The 24,953-nt window shown below is 49.5% G+C and carries 25 protein-coding genes, 4 pseudogenes and 1 riboswitch; of the genes and pseudogenes, 25 read left to right on the forward strand and 4 right to left on the reverse strand.

Annotated elements, in window-relative coordinates; all coding sequences use genetic code 11:
- Positions 1-13: 13 nt before the first annotated feature.
- Positions 14-1,423 (forward strand): dihydrolipoamide acetyltransferase family protein, encoded by a 1,410-nt coding sequence (locus tag JCM10914_RS31220; protein ID WP_023957079.1) that lies wholly within the window; start codon positions 14-16, stop codon positions 1,421-1,423.
- Between the two features lies 1 nt (position 1,424).
- On the forward strand, positions 1,425-2,108 hold the full coding sequence (lipB, locus tag JCM10914_RS02635; RefSeq protein ID WP_023957080.1) for a lipoyl(octanoyl) transferase LipB: 684 nt from the start codon (positions 1,425-1,427) through the stop codon (positions 2,106-2,108).
- 37 nt (positions 2,109-2,145) lie between these two features.
- On the opposite strand, the gene prli42 is transcribed toward lipB, so the two are convergent.
- A complete protein-coding gene (gene prli42 / locus JCM10914_RS28740) occupies positions 2,146-2,247 on the reverse strand; it encodes a stressosome-associated protein Prli42 (RefSeq protein ID WP_148300170.1) in 102 nt (33 codons plus the stop codon).
- Between the two features lie 109 nt (positions 2,248-2,356).
- Between prli42 and JCM10914_RS02640 the strand changes: the two genes are divergently transcribed.
- Positions 2,357-3,484, forward strand: coding sequence for a tripeptidase T (locus JCM10914_RS02640; RefSeq protein ID WP_023957081.1), 1,128 nt, complete (start codon positions 2,357-2,359; stop codon positions 3,482-3,484).
- An 81-nt stretch (positions 3,485-3,565) separates the two neighbouring features.
- Here the strand turns inward: JCM10914_RS02640 and JCM10914_RS02645 are convergent, their stop codons facing one another.
- Positions 3,566-4,774: a hypothetical protein gene (locus JCM10914_RS02645; RefSeq protein ID WP_023957082.1), complete on the reverse strand. Its 1,209-nt coding sequence runs from the start codon at positions 4,772-4,774 to the stop codon at positions 3,566-3,568.
- Positions 4,775-4,860: 86 nt separating this feature from the next.
- Complete coding sequence (gene mciZ / locus JCM10914_RS28225) at positions 4,861-5,025, reverse strand: Z-ring formation inhibitor MciZ (RefSeq protein ID WP_023957083.1); 165 nt, start codon at positions 5,023-5,025, stop codon at positions 4,861-4,863.
- A 93-nt stretch (positions 5,026-5,118) separates the two neighbouring features.
- Between mciZ and JCM10914_RS02650 the strand changes: the two genes are divergently transcribed.
- The 16 genes and pseudogenes from JCM10914_RS02650 to JCM10914_RS02725 all read left to right on the forward strand — a co-directional run bounded on the left by JCM10914_RS02650 (position 5,119) and on the right by JCM10914_RS02725 (position 18,425).
- Complete coding sequence (locus JCM10914_RS02650; protein WP_023957084.1) at positions 5,119-5,712, forward strand: NUDIX domain-containing protein; 594 nt, start codon at positions 5,119-5,121, stop codon at positions 5,710-5,712.
- Positions 5,705-6,909: pseudogene (locus JCM10914_RS02655) on the forward strand (endonuclease Q family protein). Before JCM10914_RS02650 ends, JCM10914_RS02655 begins: the two are co-directional and overlap by 8 nt.
- Positions 6,910-7,018: 109 nt before the next feature.
- A complete protein-coding gene (gene spoIIM, locus JCM10914_RS02660) occupies positions 7,019-7,663 on the forward strand; it encodes a stage II sporulation protein M (RefSeq protein WP_023957087.1) in 645 nt (214 codons plus the stop codon).
- Positions 7,664-7,751: 88 nt separating this feature from the next.
- The gene (locus JCM10914_RS02665; RefSeq protein WP_023957088.1) at positions 7,752-8,216 is read left to right on the forward strand and encodes a Fur family transcriptional regulator; all 465 of its coding nucleotides are present in this window, start codon (positions 7,752-7,754) and stop codon (positions 8,214-8,216) included.
- Between the two features lie 222 nt (positions 8,217-8,438).
- Positions 8,439-8,672 (forward strand): DUF4227 family protein, encoded by a 234-nt coding sequence (locus tag JCM10914_RS02670; protein WP_023957089.1) that lies wholly within the window; start codon positions 8,439-8,441, stop codon positions 8,670-8,672.
- Positions 8,673-8,713: 41 nt separating this feature from the next.
- Positions 8,714-9,598 carry a tyrosine recombinase gene (locus tag JCM10914_RS02675; RefSeq protein WP_023957090.1) on the forward strand — a complete coding sequence of 295 codons (885 nt, stop codon included), beginning with the start codon at positions 8,714-8,716 and terminating at the stop codon, positions 9,596-9,598.
- Positions 9,599-9,646: 48 nt separating this feature from the next.
- Positions 9,647-10,477 (forward strand): purine-nucleoside phosphorylase, encoded by an 831-nt coding sequence (locus tag JCM10914_RS02680; RefSeq protein WP_036716794.1) that lies wholly within the window; start codon positions 9,647-9,649, stop codon positions 10,475-10,477.
- 165 nt (positions 10,478-10,642) lie between these two features.
- Positions 10,643-11,839: a D-alanyl-D-alanine carboxypeptidase family protein gene (locus JCM10914_RS02685; protein WP_023957092.1), complete on the forward strand. Its 1,197-nt coding sequence runs from the start codon at positions 10,643-10,645 to the stop codon at positions 11,837-11,839.
- A gap of 90 nt (positions 11,840-11,929) precedes the next feature.
- Entirely contained in the window at positions 11,930-12,283 is a 354-nt protein-coding gene (gene spoIIAA, locus JCM10914_RS02690; RefSeq protein WP_023957093.1) for an anti-sigma F factor antagonist, read from the forward strand.
- Positions 12,280-12,738: an anti-sigma F factor gene (gene spoIIAB, locus JCM10914_RS02695; RefSeq protein ID WP_023957094.1), complete on the forward strand. Its 459-nt coding sequence runs from the start codon at positions 12,280-12,282 to the stop codon at positions 12,736-12,738. Before spoIIAA ends, spoIIAB begins: the two co-directional genes overlap by 4 nt.
- Before the next feature lie 11 nt (positions 12,739-12,749).
- Positions 12,750-13,505, forward strand: a complete 756-nt coding sequence (sigF, locus tag JCM10914_RS02700; protein WP_023957096.1) for an RNA polymerase sporulation sigma factor SigF — start codon at positions 12,750-12,752, stop codon at positions 13,503-13,505.
- A 158-nt stretch (positions 13,506-13,663) separates the two neighbouring features.
- The gene (locus JCM10914_RS02705) at positions 13,664-14,308 is read left to right on the forward strand and encodes a stage V sporulation protein AA (protein ID WP_023957099.1); all 645 of its coding nucleotides are present in this window, start codon (positions 13,664-13,666) and stop codon (positions 14,306-14,308) included.
- Positions 14,305-14,733, forward strand: a complete 429-nt coding sequence (locus JCM10914_RS02710; RefSeq protein ID WP_036716795.1) for a stage V sporulation protein AB — start codon at positions 14,305-14,307, stop codon at positions 14,731-14,733. Before JCM10914_RS02705 ends, JCM10914_RS02710 begins: the two co-directional genes overlap by 4 nt.
- Positions 14,734-14,752: 19 nt before the next feature.
- Positions 14,753-16,387, forward strand: coding sequence for a spore germination protein (locus JCM10914_RS02715; RefSeq protein WP_023957103.1), 1,635 nt, complete (start codon positions 14,753-14,755; stop codon positions 16,385-16,387).
- Positions 16,388-16,505: 118 nt separating this feature from the next.
- A complete protein-coding gene (lysA, locus tag JCM10914_RS02720) occupies positions 16,506-17,822 on the forward strand; it encodes a diaminopimelate decarboxylase (protein ID WP_023957105.1) in 1,317 nt (438 codons plus the stop codon).
- A gap of 171 nt (positions 17,823-17,993) precedes the next feature.
- Positions 17,994-18,425: a peptidylprolyl isomerase gene (locus JCM10914_RS02725; RefSeq protein WP_023957107.1), complete on the forward strand. Its 432-nt coding sequence runs from the start codon at positions 17,994-17,996 to the stop codon at positions 18,423-18,425.
- A 72-nt stretch (positions 18,426-18,497) separates the two neighbouring features.
- On the opposite strand, the gene JCM10914_RS02730 is transcribed toward JCM10914_RS02725, so the two are convergent.
- Positions 18,498-18,899, reverse strand: coding sequence for a thioesterase family protein (locus JCM10914_RS02730; protein WP_023957109.1), 402 nt, complete (start codon positions 18,897-18,899; stop codon positions 18,498-18,500).
- Positions 18,900-19,103: 204 nt separating this feature from the next.
- A riboswitch (FMN riboswitch) is annotated at positions 19,104-19,281 on the forward strand.
- 307 nt (positions 19,282-19,588) lie between these two features.
- On the opposite strand from JCM10914_RS02730, the pseudogene ribD reads away from it, so the two are divergent.
- From ribD to scpB, 6 genes and pseudogenes are all read left to right on the forward strand, one after another.
- Positions 19,589-20,692 (forward strand): annotated as a pseudogene (ribD, locus tag JCM10914_RS02735) (bifunctional diaminohydroxyphosphoribosylaminopyrimidine deaminase/5-amino-6-(5-phosphoribosylamino)uracil reductase RibD).
- A gap of 32 nt (positions 20,693-20,724) precedes the next feature.
- Positions 20,725-21,393: a riboflavin synthase gene (gene ribE, locus JCM10914_RS02740; RefSeq protein ID WP_023957116.1), complete on the forward strand. Its 669-nt coding sequence runs from the start codon at positions 20,725-20,727 to the stop codon at positions 21,391-21,393.
- A gap of 53 nt (positions 21,394-21,446) precedes the next feature.
- Positions 21,447-22,693 (forward strand): annotated as a pseudogene (locus JCM10914_RS02745) (bifunctional 3,4-dihydroxy-2-butanone-4-phosphate synthase/GTP cyclohydrolase II).
- A 252-nt stretch (positions 22,694-22,945) separates the two neighbouring features.
- A pseudogene (ribE, locus tag JCM10914_RS02750) lies at positions 22,946-23,412 on the forward strand (6,7-dimethyl-8-ribityllumazine synthase).
- 65 nt (positions 23,413-23,477) lie between these two features.
- Complete coding sequence (locus JCM10914_RS02755) at positions 23,478-24,269, forward strand: ScpA family protein (RefSeq protein ID WP_023957126.1); 792 nt, start codon at positions 23,478-23,480, stop codon at positions 24,267-24,269.
- Positions 24,238-24,837 (forward strand): SMC-Scp complex subunit ScpB, encoded by a 600-nt coding sequence (gene scpB, locus JCM10914_RS02760; RefSeq protein WP_023957128.1) that lies wholly within the window; start codon positions 24,238-24,240, stop codon positions 24,835-24,837. Before JCM10914_RS02755 ends, scpB begins: the two co-directional genes overlap by 32 nt.
- The last annotated feature ends 116 nt before the right edge of the window (positions 24,838-24,953 follow it).

Genomic DNA, 24,953 nt, shown 5'->3' on the forward strand with positions numbered 1-24,953 from the left:
AGGAGATGTTAGCATGACTGATAAACACAATATGAACGATGTTGCGATGCCTCAGCTGGCAGAATCCCTTGTCTCTGCGACAATCGCCAAATGGTTGAAGAAACCGGGTGACGCTATTGAACAATATGAACCGATCTGCGAAGTCATAACGGACAAAGTGAATGCCGAAATTCCGTCCACGATAGATGGGGTTATGGGTGAAATTCTCGCGAACGAAGGGCAAACCGTAAACGTAGGCGAGACGATCTGTAGAATCGCGGTTACCGGCTCTCGATCTGAAGAAAGTGACGTACCCGATCAAGGCCATGGTTCAACAGGGCAGGCTGCAGCGGATGTAACAGTCGATGCATCGATGCGGTTCCGTTACTCTCCGGCCGTCCAAAGCCTGGCTGCCGAACACGGGGTTGATCTGTCACTTGTACAAGGAACCGGGATGGGCGGGAGAATTACGCGTAAAGATATTCTGTCTTATATTCAACAAGGGGGAACCTCTCGCTCGGGTGCTGCACAATCCAGCCATGCGGCAGCAACCCCGCAAGCAGCCACTGAGACGGCTAGTCAAGCATCACCATTCGAAGGACTGCAGCATCAGACTCCGCTGAACCCTTCGCCGCCGATCGGTACCGCCATTCCGAACGTGCGCCATTCTGGTCTGCATCTGACGGAGTCGCCGAAGATTCCGACGATTGAAGCGGAGGGGGCTGGAAATGGCCGCTCAGAATACTTCATCGATGTTACGCCGATCCGTAATGCGATTGCCCGCAATATGCGTCAAAGCGTGACGGAAATACCGCATGCTTGGACGATGATTGAGGTTGACGTCACGAACATCGTGCTCCTTCGCAACCAACTGAAAGATGAGTTCAAGCGGAAGGAAGGCGTGAACCTTACTTACCTTGCGTTCCTGCTCAAAGCTGTCGTCAATGCAATTAAGGACTATCCGATCATGAACTCCTTCTGGGCCGTGGACAAAATCGTTGTGAAACGCGATATCAACCTGTCACTGGCCGTGGGAACAGAGGATTCGGTAATGACCCCGGTCATTCATCGGGCTGATCAGAAGAATATTGCCGGTTTGGCTCGGGAGATCGATGAGCTGGCACGCAAGACACGCGAAGGCAAGCTGACGCTCGATGACATGCAAGGTGGCACCTTCACGGTAAACAATACAGGCTCGTTTGGTTCCATTCTGTCTTATCCGGTTATCAACTATCCTCAAGCCGCGATTCTGACTTTCGAATCTATTGTGAAGAGACCAGTTGTTATTAACGACATGATTGCGGTCCGGTCGATGGCCAACTTATGTTTATCGCTGGATCACCGGATATTGGACGGCGTTATCTGCGGCAGGTTTTTGCAGCGTGTGAAGGATAATCTGGAAGGATTCAGCCGGATACCAAATTGTACTGAGGGAAGGCGTTAACATGACCAAACCGTTAGACATATCATATACACCGACGCTGGATTACGGGGTTGCATGGGAGATGCAGAAGCAGCGAGTTACGTCCATCGACCAGGGGGAGTGTCACGAAAGCTTGATGCTCCTTCAGCATCCCCCTACATATACGATGGGTTCGCAGCGGCATCCGGAGCATCTGCTGTTAAGCCGTGAGGAACTTGCGCAGCAGGGCATCGGTTTATTTGAGATTGATCGTGGAGGAGACATTACATACCATGGTCCCGGACAGCTTGTAGGTTATCCGCTGTTGGTGCTGGAAGGCGGCAAGGAGCTGGATTTGCACGGGTTTTTAAGGAATCTGGAGCAGGTCATCATCGACTATCTGGCGTCACACGGTATCGAAGCTGGTCGCAAGCCGGAATATACGGGCGTGTGGGTAGGGGACGCTAAAATATGTGCCATCGGGGTTAAGTTTAATAAATGTCGACACCACCGCGGTTTTATCACAAGTCATGGGTTTGCTTTCAACATCAAGGCGGGGATCTCGAGCTCTGGTTTCTCAGGCATTATACCGTGCGGTATTCAAGAATATGGTGTGACCTCACTCGAGGATTGTACCGGCCTTACGTTTGAAGTAGAGGAAGTAGCCCGGGAGATCGTGCCTTACTTCACCCGGGTGTTTCCATACGCAGCGCATTGGCTTAGATGAACTCATCATAACAAATGCTGTTATTAGAATCGCAGGATTAGCGCAAGAACAATGGCTCCAGTACGATCAGAACTGTTGATCCGACCATAGCGAGCAGCATGAGATAGATAACGATACGAAACCACTTTTTACGTTGCATTGAATAACTCCTTTGAAATAAGTTTAATGATAGATTCAAGAACAACATGCATGACAAGCAATAGCATATAAGCATATTGTATCGCATCAGTGAAAGAGAGGGAAGTGCAGTGATCTCAGAAGAGCGAATCATACAGGAATTTATGGAACTGGTTCAGATTGATAGTGAGACGAAATATGAAACAGAGATATCTCGCGTGCTTCAAGAGAAGTTTGGTGCTTTCGGATTTGAAATTCTGGAAGATGACACGAAGGAACGTACCGGGCACGGAGCAGGCAATCTCATCATGACCTGGGGAGCAGAAGGAGCTGAACATGCGCCGAAGCTGTTGTTCACGTGTCATATGGATACTGTTGCTCCCGGTGTGGGCATAAAGCCGACGCTAGGCGAGGATGGATGGATCCGCAGCGATGGTACAACGATACTGGGAGCCGATGATAAGGCAGGGATCGCTGCGTTGTTAGAAGGCATCAGGGTTATCCAGGAACAGAATATTCCACATGGGCAGATTCAATTCGTCATCACGGTTGGTGAGGAGTCTTCCCTCGTTGGTTCCCGAGCCCTGGATCCTAAGGTACTGGACGCGGATATTGGCTTCGCACTGGATTCGAATGGCGAGCTTGGCTCGATCGCGGTAGCTGCGCCAACGCAGGCTAAGATTAAGATGATCATCAAAGGCAAGTCGGCACATGCAGGCGTTAATCCTGAGGATGGCATCAGCGCCATTCAAGTGGCATCCAAAGCAATCTCCAAGATGAAGCTGGGCCGCATCGATCATGAGACAACGGCGAATATCGGCAAGTTTCAAGGTGGCGGGGCGACGAACGTGGTATGTGATTATGTACAGATCGACGCCGAAGCGCGAAGTATCGTTCAAGAGAAGGTTGATCAGCAAGTGAATGGAATGCGAGAAGCCCTGGAAACCACGGTTCGCGATCATAACGCAAGCTGTGAATTTATCAGTGAGATCGTATATCCAGCCTTTAGTTTCAACGAGCATGATGAAGTTGTTCAACTGGCCCAGCGGGCGATCCGTAGTCAGGGCCTCACGGCGCGGACGTTCCACTCGGGTGGCGGAAGTGATGCCAACATCTTTAACGGCTTGGGTGTACCAACCGTGAACCTAGCTATCGGGTACGTAGACATTCATACGACCAAGGAGCGGATCAAGGCCGAGGATCTGGTGAAAGCAGCACAGATTGTTGTTGGTATTGTTCAGGAAACGGCTAAGAAATAAGGGAGTTAGCGTGACTATACGAATAAGCCTGAATGTAATGGATCGCGTTCATTACATTCAGGCTTATTATATTTCTGTACATTAATTTAAGTATGAGCTGTGAGATGATACGATTTCATTCCGCTTCTGAGCAGGTGACCAGGTCGTGTGCCAGTTCGTGCTCTCCACGATATGAAGGGCCGTCGATATTTTGGCCATGTACTGTTCGAGGACTTCTCTCGTTGGAGCGATCCGATAATGTGAGGATAGACGATTGGACAGAGATAACATGGCCGATTGCAGATGACATGCAGCTTCGCCAAATCGTGCTGCGGTCAGTTCGGGATGAATCTGACGAATTTGATCCAACACCTGCGCCGCCTCCGTGTATTTCTGTTGATCATAGAGGTGCTCAGATATCAGGAGACAGAGCTTGATGCCGTGAGGACCGCTGCCCTGCAGCGGAATCTCTTCCAGCATGTCCATCTTCGAAACGGCAAGCGATCTGTATCCTTCAAGATAGAGTATACAGATCAGAGCATACGCGGCTTCCTCTCCACGATCAGCCAGCAGTTCTTCAGCCTCCTGCAGCATGCCAAGAGATACAGCTGCTTCGGCAAGAGCGATCGCTTCGTCATGACTGGTTGCAGCGTCAGGGGCAGTCCCGTAAAGTCTCCATTTGCATAGCTGCCGCATTCTATGTAAGGGAAGTAACAGCTCTTGACTCCAATCACTGTCTGTGGCGTATGCGTCAGCAGTATATTGGTCAATCAACTCAAGCGCTGGTTGTAGTCGCTTGTTAATAATCAAACAGGATACGTGTTGGATATGAGCGGTCTGTCCCAGACGATCTTCTCTGGCGAAACAATGAGCAGCCAGCGTGTAGGATCCGATATGATATAATGCTAGTCCAACCGATAGAGAACGGGACGAATACTGCTTGATTTCCAGTAATAACCTGCTGTAGATAACATGGTCTTTATTGCCGAGCATATACAATAGCTCAGCCCATCGCTGCAATGCTTCCTGAGCATAGGACCCTGCATGCTGCAGGACCGTTCGGTAAGCTTCTTCTGCGGCATCGTAGGAGCGCATGCGGATGCTGACAGCTCCGTATTCAAGCCAGCTAAGCTCAGCTTCCTCCCAAGGGGTACCTGCATCTGCATTACAGGAAACGGATAGAGCGGCATCTTTGTAGCTCTCTAGCGCCTCGGTCAGGTAACCTCGTCTTTCGTACCACTTGGCGAGTTCATATTTAGATGATGGTGGATGTTGAAATGGTTCGGATTCAGTAATAGGTATATGTCTCATGTCGAAGCCTCCCAATGATATAACACCGCTATAGGTGAAAAGGTCATGGTCGATATTCGAAAAAAGTCGAAAATAGTTCTTTAGAACTAGTTCTTTGGTGTGTTTTCGCAATTGGTGGTGGTGCGATTCAGGATTACATCCTTGATTAAGGTCTCCGGTCCCCACTGCTGTTGCCACTGATTCAACATGATCCGAATTTGCCACGCTTGTCCAACGAAATGGATTGAATGATCCCCTTTATAGCTTTTCATGGTCTATTCCTACTTTCATGAGAATTTTGATATAATACACCCTATGCATTAGTTTGATCATTCATGCCGTTTTTACACTAAGGAGGTCATAATATGAGCCATTCCGGCAGTTACAATCGAGAATCTTCGGAACATATGCTGAACGAAACGACACTGTCTACGACATCTGTATTTGAAGGAAAAATCATATCATTACAGGTCGACACCGTTAGACTGCCGGACGGACAGACTGCTACCCGTGAGGTGGTACGACATCCCGGTGCCGTGGCGATACTTGCGATCAAGGACGATAAAATATTGATGGTTGACCAGTTTAGACAGCCGCTTGGACGCTGCGAAGTTGAGATACCGGCCGGGAAGCTGGAGCGAGGGGAAGATCCGCTGGAAGCGGCAAAACGCGAGTTGGAGGAAGAGACGGGATACACGTGTGGCTCGATTCGCAAACTGCACGCTTTTTATACATCCCCCGGCTTTGCCGACGAAATCATCCACCTGTACGTGGCAGAAGATCTTAGCAAGGGTGAAATGAATCCTGACGAGGATGAATTTTTGGAGCTTATGGAGATTACGCTGGATGAGGCTAACGCTCTAATCCGCGAAACGAGAATTAGTGACGCGAAGACGATTCTGGCGGTATACGCCTGGCAAGCGTATAAGTTAACAGGGAAGTTTGGTTACGATGGTTAACAACAATGGACGCGCGGAGCTAAGCTCCTATTATTGTGATATGCATATTCATATCGGGCGTGCCAGCTCGGGACAAGCAGTAAAGATTAGCGCAAGCGACAACTTGACGTTCGAAAATATTGCCGTAGAAGCTTCCGAACGAAAAGGCATTCAAATGATCGGTATCATTGATTGCCATTCTCCTTCCGTACAACAAGACATAGTGCAGTTGCTTGACCGCGGAGTAATGCAGGAGATCGATGGCGGAGGAATCGCTTATCGGGATACGACGATCGTACTGGGTAGTGAGATCGAGATTCGCGAACCGGGGAGTGGTGCTGCTCACGTTCTTGCATATTTCCCTGACCTGTCCACCATGCAGGACTTTACGCAGTGGATGAACCGGTTCATGAAAAATATAGAGCTCAGCTCCCAGCGCATCTACGCTGCTCCGCTTGAGCTGCAGCAGGAAATATTGGACCGCGGCGGTTTGCTGATCCCAGCCCATGTATTTACGCCACATAAAGGGTTATACGGCAACATGGCTGATCGAATGCGTGATGTGTTTTCGCTTAATGGCATTGCCGGTATCGAACTTGGGTTAAGCGCTGACTCTGCTATGGCAGGTCGGATTAGTGAACTGGATTCGTATGCTTTTCTGACGAACTCCGATGCACACTCACTAGGCAAAATCGGCCGGGAATATAACCGGCTCGACATGGCCCGGCCATCCTTTCATGAATTCAGACGAGCGCTTGCAGGCAGTGAGGGACGGGGCATCAGCGCTAACTATGGCCTTAACCCGAGGTTAGGAAAGTATCATCGAAGCTATTGCAGCTCGTGCCAGAGTAATCTGGAAGAGGGTAGTTCGATCCATGAGATGAAGCGATGTCCGTATTGCGGCAGTACGAAGCTGGTACAAGGCGTGTTCGATCATATCTTGCACATAGCAGATCGAGACGAGCCTTTATCCCGGATTCGCGGCCACCATACTACTATCAGGTTCCGCTAGAGTTCATTCCCGGGCTTGGGAAATCGGCGATGTCCAAGCTGCTGGGTGAGTTCGGAACGGAGATGAGAATTCTCCACCAGGCAACCGCGGAGGACTTGGCTGCGGTTGCAGGCGACAAGCTGGCTCAGAGCATTATGATGGCTCGAAACGGAACGCTCCATCTGTCGGATGGCGGCGGCGGTTCCTATGGCAAGGTACTGCGTTAAGTGCTGATATAGCGGGTGCACAAAGACTCTTTCACATAACCAAGAAAGGTCATAGAATTGGAAGTGATGTCATAGATTAGGGTAGAGACAAGGAAGGGAGACTCTTTCTATGACATCATTCAGACAGGCATTTAAAGATCAGACAACGCTCTATGTATTTGTAGCCGTCCTGTTCCTCGTGGGCGTTCTGTTCGGGGCATTGATGGTTAATGCTCTCTCATTGGAGCAGCAGCAGGAGATGGCCCGATACTTGAACCATTTTTTTGTTAATGTGCAGGATGGTGGCGAAGCCATGAGTCAGTCTTCTTTCTGGAGCATCGCTGCGCTGCATATGAAGTGGGTGGGGCTGATCTGGATATTGGGAATGTCTGTAATCGGTCTGCCCGGCATCCTGATCCTTGATTTCTTAAAAGGCGTGCTGATCGGATTCACGGTCGGTTATTTGGTTGGGCAGTATTCCTGGAAGGGTCTTCTGTTCGCACTGGTTTCCATTGCCCCTCAAAATTTGCTGATCATTCCCGTGCTTATGATATGCAGTGTTGCTGCTATCAGCTTTTCTCTATATATTATTAGAACTCGCTTGATCATGAATAAAGGCGGTAGTATCGTGAAACCATTTGTCTCCTATTCGCTCATGACATTATTCATGGTTCTTCTTACGCTGGGTGTGGCTTCATTCGAAACCTGGGTGTCTCCGGCTATGATGCGGTGGGTTACACCAATGTTGCTCCAAGCCGCGGATTTTTCCATATAGCAAAACCGTTTGACTTTGTTTGTCAAATCCCCCTATAATGAGAGAAGTGAACAATATCGTGCAGTGATTTCCAAGGGGGAGGGAAACGATGGAAGCGCGGATCGACAAAATAAAGCAGCAGCTACAATCCCAAGGATATAAATTAACGCCCCAGCGGGAAGCCACGGTAAGCGTATTGCTCGAGAATGAAGACGACCACCTTAGCGCAGAGGATGTATTTATGCTCGTGAAAGAGAAGGCTCCAGAGATCGGTCTGGCAACTGTGTACCGTACCCTAGAGCTGCTCAGTGAGCTTCACGTCGTAGAGAAGATTAATTTCGGCGATGGTGTCGCCCGTTATGACTTGAGGACGGATACTTCGAAACATCACCATCACCATTTGATATGTACTCAATGTGGCAGCATGGATGAAATACGCGAGGATTGGCTCGGTCCGTTGGAAGAACGATTGGAGCGAGAATTCAACTTCACCGTTTATGACCACCGGCTTGATTTCCACGGGATCTGCTACCGTTGCAAAGATAAGGGCAAGAATGATCAGGAGAACTCATAATTTCATAAAATTTTGAATACAAGTCAGCAGTGATATGATCACGGCAAGCCCTTCCTCCGGCATCAGGCCGGGAGGGCTTTTTTTATGGTGTTTGACCTGATCTTCATCTTTTATCGTCGTTGGCGAAACATTTGACATAATTATCAAGTTAACCTCATAGGCTTTACGTGATAACAACTAGGACAACTTAGCCATTGATTCACGAAAGCGAGGCGTTTGACAGTGATCATATCGATTCGCAAGGTCGGGTCTTTTATTCGGTTCATTACGATGTTTGCCGTGCTGACCATGTTTTTCTATTATATGCTGGGCTGGGTAGGGGGGAAGCTGGTCCCGCTTGACCCTTACCGCGCACCGATGGGCCAGGCGGTAAAAGTATTTCAACCCGAGAGTACGCTTGATTCCCAATACTCACCTGTAGAGCGTCTTCTTTTGTATTACTGGTATGGGGAATAATGCCGGGTATAGTCAGGGTGCGGGGATAGGAGTGAATGTTCATGAATTCATATATCGACAACTACGTAACCTACTTAGATGAAGTCAAACAGTTGACCCCGAGTACGATAGATTCATACGAGGCAGATATTCAGAGCTTTGTTCAATATGCTGCAGAGCGACAAGTAGACAAGCCGCAGGATGTAAGCCGAACGCTGATCGGCTTGTATTTGGCGAGCCTGAGACAGCAGGGAAAGGCCGCTTCAACGGTATTGCGCGCTACGGCTTCCCTGCATTCTTTTTTTCAACATTTAGTAAGACAAACCGTAATTCCGCAAGATCCAACTCAACTGCTGGATCGGCCGAAGGCAGAGCGGAAGCCGCCCCAGGCTTTAACCGTTGAGCAAGTGGACAAGCTGCTGTCTGCACCAGACGCTGCTACGGGGCACGGTGCCAGAGACAAAGCAATGCTTGAGCTGCTGTATGCGTCAGGCATCAAGGTTTCTGAATTGATGTCGCTGAACGTAGGTGATATCGATCTGGGTATGCGCTTCATGCGCTGTTCCGTTGACGGGGGGAAGGAACGCATCCTGCCGATCAGTCAGACCGCTGCACAGTGCGTTGGGTATTATTTAGATGAAATCAGGGACAAATTGCAGAAAGATCCAGCTGAGAAGGCCTTGTTTCTCAATTCGTTAGGCACACGCTTGACAAGACAGGGCTTTTGGAAAATCATTAAAAAGTATGGACAGCTGGCTGAAATAGATGCGCAAATTACGCCGCATACGCTGCGTCATTCGTTCGCGATTCATCTGCTTGAGAATGGAGCAGACCTACGGTCAGTGCAAGAGCTGCTGGGGCATTCCGCACTTTCTACTACCGGGGTCTACCAGTCAGCCAAGCGCAGCATGAAGGAAGTCTATGATCATTACCACCCAAGGTCATGAAGTTTGATGTACGGTGGGCAAATAAACGAGGTTAAGGAGAGATATATGATGAGTGCAGGAACAGGAATTCAGCAACAGATTAAAGAAGCGGCAGCATACATACGCCAGCAGAACGTAGTTCAACCAGAGGTTGGCTTGATACTAGGTTCAGGACTCGGGGTATTGGCTGAGCTCATTCAGAACGCGGTGTCGATCCCTTATGCCGATATCCCGCACTTTCCGGTTTCTACGGTTGAAGGCCACGAAGGAGAACTGCTGTTAGGTACGATCCATGAGCGTCCGGTCGTTATGATGAAGGGGCGCTTTCATATGTATGAAGGCTACGGTCCGGAACTAACGGCGTTCCCGGTACGCGTAATGAAAGAGCTAGGGGTAACCAGCTTGCTCGTTACAAACGCGGCGGGCGGCGTTAATCTATCTTACGAGCCTGGAGACTTGATGCTGATATCGGATCATCTGAACATGACCGGCACGAATCCACTCATCGGACCTAACGATCCCGAGCTTGGTGTGCGGTTTCCGGATATGTCCGTGGCTTACAGCCGCAGGCTTCGTCAATTGGCCAAGGAAGTAGCGGTAGGCCAGAGCATTGAATTACGAGAAGGCGTATATGTAGGACTGCTTGGACCAACATACGAAACGCCTGCTGAAATCGTTATGCTGCGCACCCTTGGCGCTGATGCCGTAGGCATGTCCACGGTGTCTGAGGTTATCGTAGCCAGACATGCCGGTATTGAAGTGCTGGGTATTTCTTGTATCAGCAACATGGCTGCAGGTATTCTGGACCAACCGCTTTCTCATGATGAAGTGATGGAGACGGCGGAGAAGGTACGGGAGAAATTCCTCGGTCTCGTCTTGGCGATTATCCCTCAAATGTAGATCTATACGTTAAATTAAGCTGCGCACGAGCGGGTTTTGACCTGCTTGTGCGCATTTTTTGTATCGGCTTGTAAAAGACTGGAATAATTTACTTCCAACCTGACGACAATGAATACCAGACCCGTATATTCGCGGGACCATAATGATTGTTTGGAGGGGACGGAATTGAAAAAAGCGTTCATAGCTGGATTGCTCGCTCTGTTTGTCGGGTTCTCTAGCGCGGCAGCCCCAACGTATGCCGAGGAAAAGAGTAAGGCTGATGAAAGTGGAAGTTCTTCACAAGCGCAGCTTGCTCCAAGTGCTCGTTCCGCCATTTTATTGGATGCGGATACCGGAACCATTATCTATGAGAAAAATAGCCATGATAAGCTGCCTCCAGCGAGTATTACGAAAATCATGACGATGCTGCTCACCATGGAGGCCATCGATCAAGGCCAATTACAACTGACCGATAAGGTTCGCACAAGCGAATACGCGGCCTCAATGGGCGGATCACAGATCTTCCTTGAGCCAGGGGAAGAGATGACCGTTGATGATATGCTCAAAGGAATTGCCATGGCATCAGGCAATGACGCTTCCGTTGCGATGGCGGAGAAGATCGCTGGCTCGGAACAAGCGTTTGTAAAGATGATGAACGAGAAGGCAGCGGAGCTTGGCATGAACGATACTCATTTTGTTAATTGCAACGGCCTTCCTGCCGAGAACCACTATACCTCAGCACACGATATTGCGTTGATGAGCAGGGAACTGCTCAAGTATGAACATATTACGAAATACACGGGCGCCTACCAGGACTACTTGAGGAAAGAAACGTCAAAACCGTTCTGGCTGGTCAATACAAACAAGCTTGTTCGCTTCTACTCCGGTGCCGACGGATTGAAGACAGGCTACACATCCGAGGCCAAATATTGCTTGTCGGCTACCGCCAAACGCGATGGACTTCGTGCCGTTGCCGTCGTGATGGGTGCACCGGATACCAAGACCAGAAACAACGAAATTGCCAGCATGTTCGATTATGCCTTCGCACAATATACGATGCACTCGATTTACAAACCGGGCGAAGTGATGGGCATCGTGAAGGTTCAAAAAGGGATCATGCCTGAATTGACGTTCCAGGCGGACAAGGAATACAGCGTACTCGTCAAGAAGGGTGTCAAGAATCCGGATATTCGACATGAGGTTCAGATGTCTGAGAATGTGAAGGCTCCAATCGAAGAAGGACAAGTGATCGGAAAGCTGTCTGTCTACCAAGGAGATTTGTTGGTGAAGGAGTTTGAACTGAAGTCTCCGGTCGAAGTGAAGAAGGCTGGGTTCTGGAGATTGTTCAAACGGACCACAGGCAAGTTATTTCATGTAGATTGATGGGGGTTTTCTTCTAGTTTTGTCGTGGGGCAGGAATGTGATTTTGTAATGTAGAAATGTTTGTGCATGTAAGGGAGGAGAGTGACAAACATGAATCTGCATGTTGAGTTGGAGCATCACAGGCACGTACTGATCGTTAGGCTGTCCGGGGAATTGGATCACCATACGGCCGATCATGTAAGAATGCAGCTCGATGAAGCCATCCAGAGACGGCAAACCGAACATCTGGTGCTAAGCCTGAAAGAGTTGGATTTCATGGATAGCTCCGGTCTTGGGGTCATTCTGGGCCGCTATAAATTCATCAAGCAAAAAGGCGGAAAAATGGCCGTATGCGATGTTAAACCTCAAGTGTACCGTTTGCTGGAAATGTCGGGGCTATTTAAGATCATGCCGATATATGAGAACGAGGGCACGGCACTCTCGGGTTTGGAGGTAGTGTCATGAGTGAAGGAAAAGCACAGCAAAATTTTATGACCCTGCAGTTTGCCGCAAAGTCGGAGAACGAATCCTTTGCCCGCGTCGCCGTAGCGGCATTCATCTCCCAGTTGGATCCGACGATGGATGAACTCAGCGATTTGAAGACGGTTGTATCGGAAGCTGTAACCAATAGTATTATTCATGGTTATGACAGCAACCCGGAGGGGATTGTCACGATTGAAGCGGTGATTGACGGGGATGTGATCGCGCTGTGCATTGAAGATGCCGGGCATGGAATTGAAGATTTAGAGATGGCGAAGCAGCCGCTTTATACCTCCAAGCCGGAGCTAGAACGATCTGGAATGGGATTTACCATCATGGAGAATTTCATGGATGAGTTCGAAGTCATCAGCGAACCGGGTAACGGTACGTCTATCCGAATGAAGAAGAGGATCGAATCCAAGAAAGCTTTGTATAATTAGGGGTTGGACAAATGGATGCCGATGTGAAGAAAACTTCGCAGACTTATTTGGACGACGCGGAGGTCAAACGACTCATTGCACTTAGCCAAAGCGGGGACCATGTTGCCCGTGATACACTCGTCAATTGTAATATTCGACTTGTCTGGTCGGTCGTACAGCGGTTTATGAATCGAGGTTACGAGCCGGATGATCTGTTTCAGATCGGCTGTATCGGGCTCTTAAAGTCGGTGGACAAGTTCGATCTTAGCTATGACGTGAAGTTCTCAACCTATGCCGTACCGATGATTATCGGAGAGATTCAGCGATTCTTGCGGGACGATGGCACGCTCAAAGTCAGCCGCTCGCTTAAAGAAATGGCGAACAAGGTTCGCAAGAAGCGCGATGAGCTGTCCAAGCAACTGGATCGGTTACCAACGATCAAAGAGGTAGCCGAAGAGCTTGGCGTTACGCCGGAGGAAGTGGTGTTTGCCCAGGAAGCGAACAAGCCGCCTACATCGATTCACGAAACCGTATTTGAGAATGACGGCGACCCTATAACGCTGATGGACCAAATCGCAGACGAATCGCAGGAACGCTGGTTTGACAAGCTTGCCTTAAACGAAGCGATCGGCGGTTTGACGGAGCGCGAACGACTTATCGTATATTTACGATATTATCGCGACCAGACACAATCAGAGGTTGCCAACCGGCTCGGGATATCGCAAGTACAGGTGTCCAGGCTGGAGAAGAAAATATTGCAGAGTATACGAAATGAAATTGCGCAGTAGAGCTTTATTTCAAATGGTGTAACACGAAAAGCGATCCAGGGAATCTTCCTTGCCATCGCTTTTTTTGCTGTGTTCAAAAAGAAGTTATGGTAAATCAGAGTAGAAAGCTACGGCATTTCCCATACTAACGGTAATTTAGCAGTAAAGGAGTGTTTCGGATGAAGGTTAATCCCACTCCGACGGTATTTCTCCAACTCCGGAGCCGAATCCGCTTGCCGAGAGATCAAACCGTCAAATTAGGCGACGTTGCTTTCATCGTTACTGAACCCAAGTGGGAGAAACAATTGCAAGATCTGCCGCTTGCCTATCCGAAGGATGTGGATGGGAACCGGCTCGTTATGGATCTGATTCAGATCATTCCGAAGGTTCAGAAGTTTATGCCGGGTGTTCATATCGAGCCGGTAGGTAATCATCATACGCTCGTGGAACTGCTCGGTCCCGGCAGCAAACGCTCCAGATTTTGGTTTCCGCTGATTTGGCTGTTGCTGTTCTTCGGATCGGCCCTGACCATTATGAATTTTCATGCGGACGTAAATATGCTCGAAGTGCAGATAAGAATCGTCGAGATGGTAACCGGCAAGAGGGACGAGCATCCTTACTTGTTTCAAGTTGCGTATTCGCTCGGTCTCGGGTTTGGGATGACCGTGTTCTTCAACCATCTGTTCAAAAAGAAATGGAACGAAGAGCCGACTCCGCTTGAGGTTGAGATGTACTTGTACCAAGAGAACCTGGATCAGTTCGTTGTCGCAGAGGAATATCGCAAGCTGAATACCGATGCGAAGCTGCCAGGTAAGAAGCCATGATGGGCTCGATCTTTCAGATCGTATTCATCTGCTTATTAGGTGTCGCTGGCGGCATTGCTGTCGGTGGTGGGGTGATTGCCCTTATCATCGTGCTCGATATTATCCCGCGGTTGTCCCAGCTTACGGACACATATCATCGGGTGCACTGGTATGAAGGAGCGCTAATCACAGGTTCTTTCGTTGGCACGGTTGCCGATTTTTGGCGCTGGTCCGTCCCGCTCGGACCTGTTGTAAGCACAATCATCGGCCTCATGTGCGGCATATTTATCGGAATGCTTGCTGCGGCCTTGACAGAGGTGCTGAACGTATTGCCGATTCTGGCGAAGCGGCTTCGTCTCAATGGGTATTTATTCGGCCTGCTGATGGCGATGGTATTTGGTAAAGTTGCGGGCTCATTATTCGACTGGTTTGTATTCAGTAAATGAACGATGGTAGGAGGCAGTTATGGACGAGAACACGAAACAAGACCGTGTGGATCAACCACGCATACCAAACGTCCCCCCTTCTGAGATTAAACGAGTAGAAGCGGAAGCGCTGAAGCAGAAGCGGGAGGCGGAAACGTCGGACAGCACCAAAGAGTCCATTATCTATTGGCAGGGTGATGATCGGGTACCCGGGAGTTTAAAAGTATTGAAAAAAACAATGACCGAAGTGATCGGTCTTGGCGTCTCGTTCGACGTGGTCATGCGAGAGATGACCTTTGGCGGCAAGAAGGCTGCGCTGTTGTTTCTAAATGGATTCACTAACGATATCGTTGTGTCCGAAATTCTAAGCCGACTGACCTACCTTACTCCGGAGGACGTAAGCAATCACGCACTGGGGGAGATCATGACCCGATATATTCCTCACGTCCAGGTCGAGGAGGATGCCAGGCTCAGCAAGGTTGTAGATGAGGTGCTGTCAGGGTTATGCGCCTTGTTTATCGAGGGAGCCAACTCCGCCATTATCCTGGATACGAGGCAGTATCCTGTCCGCGGTTTAGAAGAACCGGCTGTGGAAAAGGTTGTACGCGGTGCCCGGGATGGGTTTACGGAGACTATCGTAACCAACATTAATCTGGTGCGCAGAAGACTGCGCGATCCGGGCCTCCATGTTGAGATTATGAAGGTAGGGAACCGTACCCGTACGGACGTATGCCTGATGTTCATCGACGATATCGTCGATCGGACCCAAGTCGAAGCGATTCGCAGAAAAATCGAGCAGCTGAACATTGAGGGCTTGCCGCTTGGCGATAAACAGCTGGAGGAAGCGATAGTGAATAAGGGGTGGCATCCATATCCACTGGTTCGGTATTCAGAACGTCCCGATGTTGTGTCATCGCACTTGTTGGAAGGCCGGGTCGTGGTTATGGTGGATACCTCGCCCAGCGTTATGATTATGCCAACCACCTTTTTCGATCTATGCATGCACGCCGAGGAGAATCGCCAGACTCCGTTTATGGGAACGTATTTGCGCTGGGTTCGCTTTGCCGGCATATTCGCGTCGATGTTCCTGCTGCCGCTCTGGATGCTGCTCGTTATTCATCCTGAGCTGAAACCGCCCGCGCTGGATATCATCGGCCCGCAGGAAAATGTCAAACTCCCGATTATCGCCCAGTTTCTTATCGTTGAGTTCGGGGTCGATCTACTGCGGCTTGCCGCCGTTCATACGCCAACGCCGCTTGCCTCTGCCATGGGTTTGATTGCAGCCATTCTCATCGGGGATATCGCTGTGAAGACGGGATTATTCGTGAATGAAGTCGTGCTCTATATGGCAGTAGCGGCTATCGGGATGTTCGCGACACCTAGCTATGAGTTGGGGCTTGCTAATCGGATGGTTCGTTTACTGCTGTTAATCGTGACCGCCATGTTCGGCGTCAAGGGTCTGGTTATAGGCACAACTCTCCTGATTCTCGGGTTGACGACTCACCGCTCCTATAACTCTTCCTATCTGTGGCCATTTATACCATTTAGTGCAAAAGCGATGGGGGAGGTTTTGTTCCGTAAACCATTACTGACCTCAACGAGACGCCCGTCAATCAACAAGACGCGGGATAATACGAAGATGGGATCGGATATGAATCCAGGTGGGGAGCAATAGCAATAACACAAATGTTCTGTTGAAAAATCCATTTTGATTCTCATTCGTTGTCTGCTATACTGTGAACAATTATTCGATTATTTATTTTTGACCATTGGATCGGAGGAATTGTAAAAATATGTTTTTACACGGTACAAGTAAGATTAACGAAGAGGGGCATCTGGAAATCGGCGGTTGCGATACGGCTGATCTAAAAGCTCAATATGGAACACCTTTGTATATTGTAGACGAGCAGTCGGTGCGCAACCGCTGTCGGGAATATATCGAAGCTTTTAAGGCTTCCGGACTGAACTTTCAAGTGGCTTATGCCAGCAAAGCATTCTGCGTGATGGCCATGTGCCAATTGGCTGAAGAGGAAGGAATGTCACTGGACGTCGTTTCGGACGGTGAACTTTACACGGCTCTGCAAGCAGGCTTCCCGGCAGGACGCATCCATTTTCATGGCAATAACAAAACAACAGAAGAAATCGAAATGGCGCTTGACGCTGAGATCGGTTGTTTTGTAGTGGATAATGTGATCGAGCTGCACATGCTGCAAGCGATCGCAGCCGAGAAGAATCGTACGGTCAACATCCTGCTGCGTGTAACCCCAGGGGTTGAGGCACATACGCATGAGTATATCTCGACGGGTCAGACAGACTCGAAGTTCGGTTTTGATATTGGCAACGGTTCCGCCTATGAAGCCGTGAAACTGGCTGAAGCACAAGCTAACATTACCCTGCTCGGCGTTCATTCTCACATCGGTTCCCAAATTTTTGAGGTGGAAGGCTTCCAGATGGCTGTACAGCGTGTAGCTGAGTTTGCTGCTTCCGTTAAAGAAGGACTTGGTGTCGTATTCAAAGTAGTCAATCTTGGCGGCGGATTCGGAATCCGTTATGTGGATGGAGACACGCCACTTCAGGTATCCCAATACGTTAAAGCAATCACAGATGCGGTGAAAACGCATTTTGCCGCAATCGGTACAGAACTTCCGGAAATTTGGGTTGAGCCGGGCCGGAGCATTGTGGGTGACGCCGGTACAACGCTGTACACGGTCGGCACTAGCAAGGATATTCCTGGAGTCCGCAAGTACGTTGCAGTGGACGGAGGGATGACGGACAATCCGCGTCCAGCACTGTACGAATCGAAATATGAAGCTGTACTGGCTAACCGTGCCAATGATAAAGCAGAAGAAACCGTGTCGATCGCAGGTAAATGCTGCGAGAGCGGTGATATGCTGATCTGGGATTTGGAGCTTCCAACCGTGAAGACCGGCGACTTGCTAGCCGTGGCTTGCACAGGTGCCTATAACTACTCCATGGCAAGTAACTATAACCGAATTCGCAAGCCTGCCGTGGTGTTCGTTAAGGACGGACAGAGCCAACTGGTCGTGCGCCGTGAATCTTTGCAGGACATCATCAGCAACGATGTCGTGACTGCACGCGTTCTGGGTTAATTCGCCAATGATTGCAGGAGAGTCCTCCGATATCCATGCCGGTCATGGTTTGGAGGACTTCTTGTTATGTTCGGTTGACTTTGCTTCGCGATGCGTTTCATAGTACACTAGAACTTGCATTGTCTAAACATAGCAATGGATACGTTTCCATAACGGAAGGAGAAATCACATATGGCAAAAAAAGCGAAAATCACACTAGAGAACGGTAAAGAGGTATTGCTGGACCTGTTCGAGAACGACGCACCTAACACTGTGGGTAATTTTGAGAAGTTGGCGAATTCCGGCTTCTACAACGGACTTGTGTTCCACCGTGTTATCCCTGGCTTTGTGGCTCAAGGCGGCTGCCCGCAAGGGACAGGCACCGGAGGTCCCGGTTACAACATCAACTGTGAGATCAACCCGAACAAACATGAGCGCGGCAGCTTGGCCATGGCTCACGCGGGCCGCAATACAGGCGGAAGCCAATTCTACGTGTGCTACGAGCCACAACCGCATCTGGATGGTCAACACACCGTATTCGGTAAAGTGTTAGAGGGCATGGAGCATGTAGATGCATTCAAAGGCCGCGATAAAATGGAAAAAGTCGAAGTATACGAAGCTTAATATCATCCCCCAATGCCAGGTTGACCGTAGGCATTGGGGGGATTTTTATTATGTCATACGTCAACGAAGTAACTACGGGGTGGCTGGAAAGAAGCTTCGCAATTTGTCGGGAACCGGTCTGCTTTTTCTCGTGAGCACGTCCATGGCGACACTTGTCACGGTTGCATCGGCGCAGCGTTCGTTCTGTTCGTTGTAAATCTGCTGGAGCAGAACATAACTCGTACGACCTACAGATAATGGCTCGGTCGTGATCCGCAGACGCTCCCCTTGACCGCACTCCTTGCGATAATTGACATTGATATTGACGGTGACAGTTTGCACGCCAAGAGCCTTTAGCACTTCATAGTGAAGCTCTCCCGCTTCGTACCACTCTTCTCTTCCCCATTCCAGATACTCCAGGTATTTGGCGTTGTTCACATGGCCGTTCACATCGATTTCTGTCGGACGGACGATAATATCCAATACGGTTTGCATGACAATAGACTCCTTTAACTGATTCTAGTTGGGCACATGGATTCCTCTTATCAGAATACTCTTCCCAACGGTTTAACACCAGTCGGACGGTTCTACTCATTGCAAGGAATAAGTTATATGCTAAGTAAAAGTTAGTAGAATGATGTTGCTTTTTTGAAATCGGAATGATAAGATTCAAACTAAGCAACATCTAATTTCATAAGCAATATCCTTCGGGGTTGGGTGAAATTCCCTACCGGCGGTGATGATGCAGCTATCGAGCCATACAACGGCAGATTGTTGTGTCTTAGTCCGTGACCCGGATATGAGTCATGTATTCATAGACGGTGGACCTGGTGCAAATCCGGGACCGACAGTATAGTCTGGATGGGAGAAGGAGTGAGAGACACAAGGAGCCAATATATGGCACCCGTGTCTGTACACAAATGGTGACATTCGTTATGTGCTGGTTTTCACATGGGAACTCATAGTGAATGGCATGGTTGCGTAATTCATCTACAAGCGCAAGTCTTTTCATGCTGCCTTGCTGATGTTTATCGTGCCTTTGCCATGTGCCGCTTGGGTTATTCTGTTAAGACTTGGTATACATATACGTTTATTTAACTTACCATGAATAAACTTCCATCAGCCCTGTGCAGGATCTTGAATCCAGCAGCAGGGCTTTGTTGCGTTAAGGAGGCTGCATAATCTTGGATATCATCAATGATGAGTACTATATGTCGCTTGCGCTGGATATGGCTGAGCGAGCGCAAGGCCAGACAGGTATTAATCCGGTGGTAGGATGCGTTGTCGTGAAGGACGGGGCGCTTGCCGGTGTGGGCACGCATCTGAAGCGGGGAACACCGCACGCGGAAGTACATGCGCTGAATATGGCGGGGGATCATACCGCGGGAAGCACCGTCTATGTAACGCTGGAGCCGTGCAGTCATTATGCATCACGCCGCCATGCAGCGAGCGGTTGATTGCCGATGGCGTGAAGCGAGTCGTCATCGCGTGCGAGGACCCGAATCCACTCGTCGCGGGCAGAGGGGTTGCCATGCTGAGAGCAGCAGGCATTGAGGTAGAGACGGGGATTCTTAGGGAGCGGGCCCTCCGTTTAAATGAGGCATTTATCAAGTACATCACGACAGGCAGGCCGTTCGTCACGCTTAAGAATGCCAGCACGTTAGACGGAAGATCGGTTCGAGAACCGGCGACAGTCGCTGGATATCGAATGAGGAATCCAGGGCATACGTCCATACGCTTCGCCATCGCCATCAAGCGATCATGGTAGGCGTCGCGACCGTAGTCGCCGATGATCCGAGTCTGACGACCAGGCTGCCAGTCAAGGGCATTCATCCTATTCGCATCGTTGTCGATTCTGGATTGAGGATCCCCCTTGACTCCCAAGTCATTGCAGACGGCTTGACGCCAACGATCGTGCTGACTACTACGCAGAGAGATGCTTCCAAGCAATCCTTGCTGGAGGAGCAAGGTGTCAAGGTGATCGTATGCGGCGATGGTCCCCGCGTGGATATGCAAGAAGCGATGGTTCAGCTCGGTCAGTTGGAGATTGCTCGATTCTGTTGGAAGGCGGAGGCAGTCTCAACGGTTCGATGCTGGAGGCGCGACTGGTGGACCGCATCGTTCAGATTATCGCTCCGAAGATTATTGGAGGTCAGAACGCTCCGGGAAACTATGAGTTTGCCGGATATGCCAAGATGAATCAGGCAATCGTTCTGGAACAACTCGATACGCAAATGATCGGGGATAATATTTGCATTACCGGCATTCCGGTCTGGAAGTGTGAGTGAAGATGTGAGGTTGTCAGAGAGGAGGAGAGCCATTGTTTACCGGATTGGTCGAAGAGATCGGAGAGATGAGAAGGATTGGACGTCAGGGTGAGGCGATGCTGTTAAGCATCTCGGCTCATCGGATCATGGACGATCTGAAGCTGGGCGACAGCGTAGCTGTTAACGGTGTATGTCTTACGGCAACAACAATCCACCAAGGGATGTTCACCGTGGATGTTATGCCTGAAACCTACAGAAACACCAATCTCAGAGAATTGCAGCCCGGCAGCAAAGTGAATCTGGAACGCGCCATGGCAGCCGGCGGGAGATTCGGAGGCCATATCGTTCAAGGGCATGTGGACGGTGTGGGAACGATACGCAGTTTAAGTACCGACCAGAATGCCGTCGTTTACGAAATTGCCCCGGAACAAGCTGATCTGTTTCAATATATTATCCCTAAGGGGTCGATTACGCTGGATGGCATTAGTCTTACCGTCGTAAGAACGACGGAAGCTTCCTTTACCGTATCGATCATCCCGCATACGCTGGCGGAGACCGTCCTTGCCCACAAGAAGGCGGGGGACAGTGTCAATATTGAATGCGATATTCTAGGGAAGTACGTGGATCATCTGCTCCATTACAGTTCAGGCAAGACTCGGGACAAAAAAGGAACAAAGCCTGGCATTAGTCAGGATTACTTGGCAGAGCATGGTTTTGTCTGAGAAACGATCGGAAAGGGACGGTAATGACCCGATCAACAAGAGGAGGGATAGCTATGGAAGAGCAGATCGCATTTCATACGATTGAAGAGGCGTTATCCGACCTGAAAGCTGGCAAAGTGGTGATTGTGGTCGATGATGAAGACCGTGAGAACGAAGGAGATTTCATAGCGCTTGCCGATAAGGCAACACCAGAAGTAATCAATTTCATGATTACCGAAGGCCGCGGTTTGGTATGCCTGCCGATCACGCAAGCACGCGCACAAGAGCTCGATCTGAAACCGATGGTCTCGCAAAATACGGATTATCACGGTACCGCTTTTACGGTGTCGATTGATCATAAGGACACGACAACCGGCATATCGGCCTATGAACGTTCGATATCCGTACGCGGCATTATGGACCCAAACGCTACGGCTGCCGACTTCCGCAGACCGGGCCATATGTTTCCATTGATAGCGAAGGATGGCGGCGTACTTCGGCGTGCCGGCCATACGGAAGCCGCGGTAGATTTAGCAAGGTTGTGCGGTTCCTATCCGGCGGGTGTTATCTGTGAGGTGATCAAGGAAGACGGAACGATGGCGCGGTTGCCGGATCTGGTGGAAATGGCAAAGAAATTTGACCTCAAGCTGATCTGCATCAAGGACCTGATTCATTACCGCAATGAGAAGGAGAAACTCGTACAACGCGAAGTTGCTGTCAGAATGCCGACCGATTACGGTGTGTTCCAGGCGGTGGCCTATACGAATGATGTGGACAATAAAGAGCATGTCGCTCTGGTAAAAGGTGAGATCGATGGCAGTGAGCCTGTTCTCGTCCGCGTGCATTCCGAATGTTTGACCGGGGATGTGTTTCATTCCCATCGGTGCGACTGCGGTCCACAGTTCGAAGCAGCGCTGCGACAGATTAATGAAGCGGGCAAAGGCGTACTCCTTTATATGCGTCAAGAGGGCCGCGGTATCGGCTTGATTAACAAGCTGAAGGCTTACAAGCTGCAGGAGGAGGGCTTGGATACCGTTGATGCGAACCTGAAACTCGGATTTGCAGCCGACTTGCGCGATTACGGGATAGCGCGCAAATCCTGAAGGATCTGGGCGTGCAACAGATTCGTCTGTTGACCAACAATCCACGTAAGATCAGAGGCCTGGAGGGTTATGGCCTGGAGGTAGTCGAGCGCGTGCCGATCCAGATGCCGGAGAACGAGGACAACACCGGATATCTGCATACGAAGCAGGCGAAGCTCGGACATATGCTGAAATTCAACGATATCGAACAGAATGAGAGCGCGAATTCTAACCAGTAACACCCCATTAATATAAGATCAATTTTTGAGAAGAGCTGCTTCCCGAAATGGCAGAGCGAAGTGGACGGAATACGGCTGGAGAAGCGAAGCGTTCGCCTTTAAATCCTGATTTCCACATCATAATCTCGAGTTCAAGAAATCAGGATTTAACAGCGATCGGAAGCCGTATCCGTCAGCGTAGCGGTCTTTACAGTTGTAGCCGGCTCAACGAGTGACCTTATCTAAACTCCCACCCGAAAGGATGAACTTATCATGGCCAATATTTTTGAAGGAAAACTCGTATCCGAAGGATTAAAATATGGTATTGTGGTTGGACGATTCAATGAATTCATAACAAGCAAGCTATTGAGCGGTGCACTTGATGCATTAAAGCGTCACGGTGCACAGGAGGACGAAGTGACGTGGCCTGGGTGCCAGGCGCATTCGAGATTCCGCTGATCGCCCAGAAGATGGCAGAGAGCGGCAAGTATGATGCCATTATTACACTCGGAACCGTTATTAGAGGCTCGACCACGCATTATGATTATGTGTGCAACGAAGTAGCCAAAGGGGTATCGGCGATTAACCTGAAGACCGGTGTACCAACGATTTTCGGGGTGGTAACCACCGAGAACATCGAGCAAGCTGTTGAACGTGCCGGAACGAAAGCAGGCAATAAAGGTTGGGATTCGGCCATGGCGGCGATCGAAATGGCGAACTTGACGAAAAGCTTAAAATAGTGCTTATTTAATGTAGTGCTCTTTTTACGGAGCACTGCATTTTATTTTTGGCGGGAGGATTCACCGTGACCGTATTATACAAGCTGGAGACGTTTGAAGGACCGCTCGATCTGCTGCTGCATTTGATTGACAAAGCGGAAATCGATATCCAGAATATCCCCGTCAGCGAAATTACCGAACAATATATGGCTTATCTGCACAATATGCAGGAACTGGAGCTGGAAATTACGAGTGAATTTCTCGTAATGGCTGCAACACTGCTGTCCATTAAGAGCAAACTTTTGCTACCTAAGCCGCCGGTCATCGAAATGGACGAGTTCGATTTTTATGATGAGGATGAGTTGGATCCGCGGGCTGAGCTCATTCAGCGATTGATCGAGTATCGCAAGTACAAAGGTATCGCTCAGCATCTCCATGAGAAGGAATGGGAGCGCAGCCAGATGTATTCGAAAGAAGCAGAAGATCTATCTCCTTATATGCCGGAGGTCGAGGAGAACCCGGTAGAAGGGTTACATATTACAGATTTAATCAGCGCCTTTCAGAAAGCGTTAAGCAAGGCGGTAAAGCGGACATCGTATGCGCGGATTCAGCGAGATGAAATTTCCGTTAAAGACCGGATTCGTGAGGTGCTTGGTGCGCTGGAGCAATTAGGTCCGGGTGGACGTGTGCTGTTTTCCAAACTGCTTCATGAAGAGATGGATCGCCAGGAAATTGTCGTTACTTTTCTAGCGATACTCGAGCTCATGAAGATGAAGCAGATTTTTTGTTATCAGGAACAATTATTTGAAGACATTGTGATGGAGTGGAGAGGGGAAGAACGTATTGATGGATTATCCGAAGCTGAAATCGATTATTGAGGGGCTTCTCTTTCTGTCAGGCGAGGAAGGTCTATCGGTTCGGCAGATTGCCGAGATAACCGAGCAGTCAGACGGTCTGGTTGGAGAGGCGCTGGAGGATATGAAAGAGGAGTGGGAGCGGCACGAGCGGGGCATCCAGATCGTTCAAATCGCGGGCAGCTATAAGATTGCTACATTGGCCGAGCATGCCCCCTACTTTGAGCGTTTGGCTTATTCACCGTCAAGGTCATCCCTCTCCCAAGCAGCGCTGGAGACCTTATCGATTGTGGCATATCGGCAACCGATTACCCGAGTGGAGATCGAGGACATTCGCGGAGTCAAGTCCGAACGGGCTATTCATACACTGGTAAGCAAAGGCTTGATTGAAGAGGTGGGCAGAGCGGAAGCGATCGGCAGACCCATTTTATACGGAACGACGAAGTCGTTTCTGGAATATTTCGGGTTGGCCAGCATTAAGGATTTACCTGAACCGTCCCAATTCGAAGACAACGATAATCTGGAAGAAGAGACGCAGATGCTGTTTGATAAGCTGGATGAACGACAACTTACCTTTGATGAAATAGAATAAGAATACAGCAATGATTGATAGATATCATATCGTTACAGATCATTTCAAGCCGCGAATCTCGCTCGTGGCTTGTTTTTTTGTTATACCCCTAAAGAGTTAGAACCTATGATCGAGAG

It is taken from the genome of Paenibacillus sp. JCM 10914 (genome assembly GCF_001315105.1).
Taxonomy (GTDB): domain Bacteria; phylum Bacillota; class Bacilli; order Paenibacillales; family Paenibacillaceae; genus Paenibacillus_AQ.